This window comes from Kitasatospora sp. MBT63 (genome assembly GCF_000710465.2).
Classification (GTDB): domain Bacteria; phylum Actinomycetota; class Actinomycetes; order Streptomycetales; family Streptomycetaceae; genus Kitasatospora.
Genome location: NZ_JAIZ01000268.1, coordinates 1 through 5,772, shown reverse-complemented (window position 1 = coordinate 5,772; position 5,772 = coordinate 1). Strand labels below are relative to the sequence as shown.

Annotated in this window: 4 protein-coding genes; 2 read left to right on the top strand and 2 right to left on the bottom strand. The window is 74.9% G+C overall.

Features of this window, described 5'->3' with window-relative positions; translation table 11 throughout:
• Window positions 1–184: 184 nt before the first annotated feature.
• Together AA75_RS16800 and AA75_RS16795 are read right to left on the bottom strand one after the other, a co-directional pair.
• A complete protein-coding gene (locus tag AA75_RS16800; protein WP_051812598.1) occupies window positions 185–1,471 on the bottom strand; it encodes a SpoIIE family protein phosphatase in 1,287 nt (428 codons plus the stop codon).
• A 283-nt stretch (window positions 1,472–1,754) separates the two neighbouring features.
• Window positions 1,755–3,092 carry an NAD(P)/FAD-dependent oxidoreductase gene (locus AA75_RS16795; RefSeq protein WP_233289043.1) on the bottom strand — a complete coding sequence of 446 codons (1,338 nt, stop codon included), beginning with the start codon at window positions 3,090–3,092 and terminating at the stop codon, window positions 1,755–1,757.
• A 378-nt stretch (window positions 3,093–3,470) separates the two neighbouring features.
• On the opposite strand from AA75_RS16795, the gene AA75_RS16790 reads away from it, so the two are divergent.
• Both AA75_RS16790 and AA75_RS16785 read left to right on the top strand, forming a co-directional pair.
• Window positions 3,471–4,310 carry a TetR/AcrR family transcriptional regulator gene (locus AA75_RS16790; protein WP_233289042.1) on the top strand — a complete coding sequence of 280 codons (840 nt, stop codon included), beginning with the start codon at window positions 3,471–3,473 and terminating at the stop codon, window positions 4,308–4,310.
• 304 nt (window positions 4,311–4,614) lie between these two features.
• Window positions 4,615–5,772 (top strand): RNA polymerase sigma factor (locus AA75_RS16785; protein WP_233289041.1); only part of this gene is annotated, 1,158 nt, incomplete at its 3' end.

Genomic DNA, 5,772 nt, shown 5'->3' with positions numbered 1-5,772 from the left:
CGATCCACGCTCCGAAAAGCGAATCCGGCCGCAATCCATATAAACGCGCACGCCAATTCGCACGGGGACGCGACAGAGCACGACCCAGTGGGACGAGAAGTGGTGTTTCAAGGGATTGGCTGCCTCGGGACCGGCCGCGTAGACACGTGTCCGGTGCTCCCTGAGACGGGCAGCTCGAAGAACTTTAGGCATCCGGCGCGGGAGAGTCAAGTGGCAGTTGGAAGGCCAGCACGGCAACGTCGTCGTCGTGCTCCGCGGTGACCCCCATCGCCCTGAGCAGCCTGGCGCAGATGACGTCGGGGGCGCCGGCCGCACCGCCCAGGGCGCGGGCCAGCAGCTCGATGCCGTCGTCGATGTCCTCCTCCCGGCGTTCGACCAGGCCGTCCGTGTAGAGGACGCCGGTGGTGCCGGGCAGCAGGCGCAGGGTGTGCGAGATGTGGGTACCGCTGCCGGTGCCGAGCGGCGGGCCGTTCTGTTCCTCGCTGCGCAGGATGGTGCCCTCGGGGCAGCGCAGCAGGAAGGGGAGGTGGCCGGCCGAGGCGTAGGTGAGACTGCTGGTGGCCGGGTCCCAGACGGCGTACGCGCAGGTGGCGATCTGGTTGGCGTCGATCTCCATGGCGAGGCCGTCGAGCAGGCGCATCACCTCGTGGGGCGGGAGGTCGAGGCGGGCGTAGGCGCGGACGGCGGTGCGCAGCTGGCCCATGACGGCGGCGGCGCGCATGCCGCGGCCCATCACGTCGCCGATCACCAGGGCGGTCCGGCCGCCGCCGAGGCCGATCACGTCGTACCAGTCGCCGCCGACCGCCGCGTCCGCGCCGCCGGGCTGGTAGGTGGCGGCGACCCGCAGGTCGGCCGGCTGTTCCAGCTTCTGCGGCAGGAGGCTGCGCTGGAGGGTGACGGCGGCCTGGCGCTGGCGGCGTTCGGCCTCGCGCAGGCGCAGGGCGGCCTGGACCTGGTCGGTCACCTCGGCGGCGAAGATCAGGACGCCGGCCGGGGTGGTGCCGTCCGTCCCGGCGCCGAGCGGGACGCAGGAGATGTTGTAGTAGCGGTTTCCGCCGAGGCTGAGGATCGCCCGGGACTTCACGCTGCGCGGCCGGCCGCTGCGCAGGACCTGGTCGAGCAGCGGGAGTACGCCGAGGGCGGCCAGTTCGGGGAGCGCCTCGGCCGCGGGCGGGCCGTTGGTGCGGGCGCCGAAGAGTTCGCGGTAGGCGCGGTTGGCGTAGCCGAGCTGGTGCTGCGGGCCGTAGGTGACGGCGACCGGGGCGGGGAGGCGGCGCAGGACATCGCGCAGGTCGTAGAGCTGGTCGAGGTCGCGTTGGTCGAGCAGGCCGGCCTGCGCGGCCGGGTCCCGCGGGCCGGGGACGGTGACCGACTCGTCGTGGCCGTGGGCGTGGCCGTGGCCGGGTCCGGGGCCGGGACTGGGGGGAGCGGCACGCCGCGGGGCTCCGGTGAGCCGGGCGCTCCAGCGCATGAGGTTCAAACGTCGGCCGCTTCCTCGGTTCGGGTACGGGTGTTCACTCGGCGGGGGCCGGCCGCGGGGGTGCGCGGCCCGGGTGGGCTTCCCTCGGCTGTCGGTCGAAGGCGGTCGGTCGGGACGGTCGGTCGGGTCGGTCGGTCAACGGCGGGCTGTAGTCGGATCATCACGTTTTGCGTCTGTGCGAGCACACCACGTGATGACCCGGTTGGGAGATCCTGTCAGGCCGGGTCGTGGTTTCGGAAGTCGTACCGTCATCGCGGCGCGTTCGCGGGCCCGGTCACGGGCCGGGGTGGAGGTCGGTGAAGCCGGCCTCGAACTCCGCGCGGGGGTGTTCGACGGACCCCAGCGAGACCACCTCGCGGCGGAACAGCCCGGCCAGCAGCCAGTCGGTGAGGATCCGGACCCGGCGTTCCGGGCTCGGCAGCCGGCGCAGGTGCCGGGCCCGGTGCAGCCACCAGGCGCGGCGGCCGGTGAGCTGGCCGCGGCGGGTGTGGGCGACGGCCCGGCCGACGCCGAGCGAGGTGGAGCAGTACGGGCGGTCCGGGTGGTAGTCGCGCAGCGCCTGCCCGGCCGCGGCGGCCAGCAGGTTGGCGGCCAGCAGGTCGGCCTGGGCGAGCGCGTGCTGGGCGTTGGGTGCGCAGGGTGCGCCCTCGGCGCCGGGGTCGGGTACGGCCGCGCAGTCGCCGGCGGCCCAGGCACCGGCCAGCGGCAGGCCGTCGGGACCGGCCACCCGCAGGTCGGGCAGGCACCGGATCCGGCCGTTTCCGTCGAGCGGGAGGTCGGTGTGGTTCAGCAGCGGGGCCGGGCGGGTGCCGGCCGTCCAGACCAGGGTGCGGGCGGCGAACCTGCTGCCGTCGGAGAGGGTCATCATCCGGTCGGCGGCCGACTCCAGGGTGGTCCGCAGGCGGACGTCGACGCTGTGTTCGCGCAGTTCGGCGAGGGTGTGGTCGGCGAGTTCGGGGGACTCCTCGGGCAGGATCCGGCCGGTCGCCTCGACCAGGACCCAGCGCAGGTCGTCGGCCTGGAGGTTGTGGTAGCCCTTGGTCGCGTACCGGGCCATGTCCTCCAGCTCGGCGAGCGCCCCGACGCCGGCGTACCCGGCCCCGACGAAGACGAAGGTGAGGGCGGACTGGCGCAGTTCCGGGTCGCGGGTGGTGGAGGCCAGGTCGAGCTGTTCCAGGACGTGGTTGCGCAGGCTGACGGCCTCGCCGACGGTGGCGAAGCCGAGGCCGTGTTCGGCGAGGCCGGGGACGGGCGCGGTGCGGGACACCGAGCCGGGGGCCACCACCAGGACGTCGTAGTGCAGTTCGGAGGTCAGGCCGCTCTCGCCCGGGGCGGCGGCGTCGATCCGGGCCCGCCGCGCGGCGTGGTCGACCCGGGTGACCCTGGCGGTGAGCACCCGGCAGTCGGGCAGGGTGCGGCGCAGCGGTACGACCACGTGGCGGGGGTCGATGGTGCCGGCGGCGACCTCGGCGAGCAGCGGGTGGTAGGTGAGGTACGGCTGCGGTTCGACCAGTGTGATCTCGTCCTGGCCCGTACGGAGCCGGGTCCGCAGCGTCTGCTGGAGCCGGAGCGCGACGGTCAGGCCGGCGCACCCGCCACCGATGATCAGGATCCTGATGGGGCACCTCCGGCCACTGTGATCCGGTTCACGTCCCCCATATGACGCCCTGCCGAGGGCCGTCTTGTCCACAGTGCCGACCGGATCGGGTGGGACGGATGTGCCGGAATGGCGCCAGGCTTGCGACGGTGGCCGAGTTTCGGCCACTTCTGCCCCGAACTTCCTTGAACTATGGTCGGATTGTGCGCTGGACCAACGATTGGTTCGGTCTGTCCCTGAACCACCCGGCACAACTCCCGGACTGCACCGGGGAGATCCGGGGAAGGGTAGTGCGCAGACATCAGGCGGACGGCGCGGACGTCGGTGTTCGGCACCGGGGGGAACGCGGTCCGTACAGGGGCCCGGGACGGGCACCTGCGGGGGAGGGTTGGAATGACTGATCAGGAACAGATGGCGGGGCGGACGCTGCCGCCGGTCGGCCCGGGGGCGGTGCCCGAGCAGCGCGGCCCGGCCGGGCCGGAGCGGCTCGGCCAGCCCGTTCCCGGCGCGGGTACGGGCGCGGGTACGGGCACCGGGTACGAGCCGGACGGCGGCCGCGGGGAGGCGTCCCGGCTGCGGGTCGACGCCCGGCGGAACCTGGAGAGCGTGCTGCGGGCCGCCCGCCAGGTGTTCGGGGAGCTCGGTTACGACGCGCCGATGGAGGAGGTCGCGCGACGCGCCGGGGTCGGGGTCGGCACCGTGTACCGGCGGTTCCCGAGCAAGGAGGTGCTGGTCCAGCGGATCGCCGCCGAGGAGGTCGGGTGGCTGACCGCCCAGGCCAGGGAGTCGCTGTACGGCGACGAGCAGCCGTGGGAGGCGCTGTCGGGCTTCCTGGCGCGGGCGGTCGAGTCCGGCGCGGGCCGGCTGCTGCCGCCGGAGTCCTTCCGGTACGCCGAGGACATCGGCCGGGTGCCCGAGCAACGCCGGTCGCTGGACGCCTCCTTCGAGGGGCGGCTCGACGCGCCGTTCGGCGGACGGGCCCAGGACGGCGACGCGCAGGTCGTGCCGGACGCCGATCCGCGGCTGCTGCTGCACCTGCTGGCCGCGCTGGTGGCCCGGGCCGGGGCGGCCGGGGAGCTGCGGCCGGGGGTGACGGTCTCGGACGTGGTGCTGGTGCTGACGGCCGCCGTCCCGGCACACGCGGTCCCGGTGCGGACCTCGCCGGGGCTGCCCGAGGACGCTCCGGCGGACCGGCTGCTGCAGATCCTGCTGCAGGGGCTGCGGGCGCGCTGAGGCACCGTCGGACCGCGCGGCGCGGGCGGGGGCGCGTGCCGGGCGGGCCCGGCGGAGTCCGTCGACCGGGTGCCCGGAAGGGTGGGCGGTGGCCTTCCCGGTTACCGATGGCCGCTGCGCTATGCCATTCTTTGCCCGTGGTTGGAGCCATTGTCCCGATGCGTGCCGTTCCGCTCGGCGCGCCGCCCCGCGTACGGGCCGCCGCGATGGCGGTGGTGTCGTCCCCGGCCCCGGGCCGCCTCGGCCGGGGGCGGTTCGCACGGGAGTTGTTCCGGCCGACCGGGTTCGGCGCATGGGGGCCGCATTGAGCACTGACGACCAGAACGATCCGGGCTCCGGCCGCGGAGTCCCGGGCCAGGTACCGGATCAGGCCGGCGCGCCGGCGAGGGAGTCGCTGGCCGGGCGGGTGCCGGGTCAGGCCCCGGCCGGGCAGGGCGGGGTCACCCCGGAGTCCTTCGTCGGGGAGGCGGCGGGCGCCCGGCGCCTCGCCCCGGCCCGGGCGGTGGTACCCGCGCCCGCCGACCCGGTGGACGGTGAACGCCCGCCCTCGGACGCCGAGTTGACGGCACGGGTGCGGGCCGGCGACGACACCGCGTACGAGGAGATCTACCGGCGGCACGCGGAGTCGGTGCGCCGCTACGCGCGGACCTGCTGCCGGGACAGCTTCACCGCGGAGGACCTGGCCGGCGAGGTGTTCGCCCGTACCCTCCAGGCCCTGCGGGCGGGCAAGGGGCCGGAGTTCGCGGTCCGGGCCTACCTGCTGACGGCGGTCCGCAACGTGGCCGCCGTCTGGACCCGCTCGGATCGGCGGGAGCAGTTGGTCGACGACTTCGGGGCGTTCGCGCAGAGTTCGGCGTCCACGGTCGAGTTCGACCTGGCCGACCCCGGCGCGGACGCCTGGGCGATGGCGCTGGCGGACCGGCGGATGGTGATGCAGGCCTTCGTCGAACTCCCCGAGGACGACCGGATGGTGCTCTGGCACACCGAGGTCGAGCGGGAGTCGCCGAAGACGGTGGCGGTGCTGATCGGGAAGACCGCCAACGCCACCGCCGTGCAGGCGCACCGGGCCAGGGACCGGCTGGCCGCCGGGTTCCTCCAGGCACACGTGTCGGGCAGCCAGGAGAGCGGCTGCACGGCGTACGCGGTCCGGCTGGGCGCGTACGCCCGCGGATCGCTGCGCAAGCGGGCCTCGTCCGAGGTCGGCCGCCACATCCAGGAGTGCGACCGCTGCACGGCGGCCTACCTGGAGCTCTCCGACATCAACCACAGCCTGCGGGCGGTGCTGCCCGGTGGCGTGCTGCTCTGGGTCGGGGCCGGGTACTTCTCGGCGGCGGCCGCGGCGCTCGGCGCCGGTGCCGTGGTCGGTGGCGCTGCCGCGGCGGGTACGGCCGCGGGTACGGCTGCCGGTACGGGCGCGGCGGGCGGTACGGGCGGCGGCGCGGCGGGCGCGGCCGGTGCCGCC

Coding starts and splice junctions, on each gene's coding strand:
- AA75_RS16790 (WP_233289042.1), top strand. CDS start 3,471: ATGACTGATCAGGAACAGATGGCGGGGCGGACGCTGCCGCCGGTCGGC.
- AA75_RS16800 (WP_051812598.1), bottom strand. CDS start 1,471: ATGCGCTGGAGCGCCCGGCTCACCGGAGCCCCGCGGCGTGCCGCTCCC.